This window comes from Parendozoicomonas callyspongiae, assembly GCF_023502345.1.
In the GTDB taxonomy this organism is placed as follows: domain Bacteria; phylum Pseudomonadota; class Gammaproteobacteria; order Pseudomonadales; family Endozoicomonadaceae; genus Sansalvadorimonas; species Sansalvadorimonas callyspongiae.
Window position 1 is genome coordinate 1 of the sequence record NZ_JAMFLX010000139.1, and the last position, 626, is coordinate 626.

Annotated in this window: 2 protein-coding genes; both read left to right on the forward strand. The window is 38.0% G+C overall.

Annotated elements, in window-relative coordinates:
* Positions 1-59 precede the first annotated feature (59 nt).
* Positions 60-314 (forward strand): hypothetical protein, encoded by a 255-nt coding sequence (locus tag M3P05_RS20665; protein ID WP_249702038.1) that lies wholly within the window; start codon positions 60-62, stop codon positions 312-314.
* Entirely contained in the window at positions 278-601 is a 324-nt protein-coding gene (locus M3P05_RS20670) for a hypothetical protein (RefSeq protein WP_249702039.1), read from the forward strand. The genes M3P05_RS20665 and M3P05_RS20670 overlap by 37 nt, the downstream gene beginning before the upstream one ends.
* The last annotated feature ends 25 nt before the right edge of the window (positions 602-626 follow it).

Sequence of the window (626 nt, forward strand, 5' to 3'; positions counted from 1 at the left end):
GGCGTTATGCCCTGTAAACCTCAGAAACCGAGTGATACCGAAAGGAAAATCCATCACTTATGAAGTACGAAAAAGTGATTAATACTATTATGTCTGGTAAGAAATCTCGAGCCGATTTGATAAGTCTAAAAATCAGAGCTGAAGAAAGATTCAAAAACGGAGATGACGAAGCAAAGCTCATCCTTAATGCCATAAACAATGCAACACCGAAAGATTCATATATTCTTTTCATGGGATTCTGCCCAGGTGCTGATTTTAATAGAAGACTCGACACAGAGTGGAAAAAAATAACATTTGCAGATTTGATTATCTAGAAAGCAAGCATCAAGTAGAACGGTTTAATTCTATCTGCAAAGGTGATCGTGTTATTCTCAAGAAAAGAGAACAATTTGGAAAAACAATGAAGTTGTACGGGCATGGAAGAGTTACATCTATTGCTTATGATAACGATAATATCCGCTATCTAAATATGGACTGGTCTGATCAAGACGAGATCATAGAAGTACCACTTATGGGTTGTAACTCGACAGTAGATACTAAATCTATAGAGCAAGTTGAAGATGAAATGCCTGAACAATTCTACAACTGGCTAGAGGCATAACAAGTGCAGGCAAGGGACTGCGCCG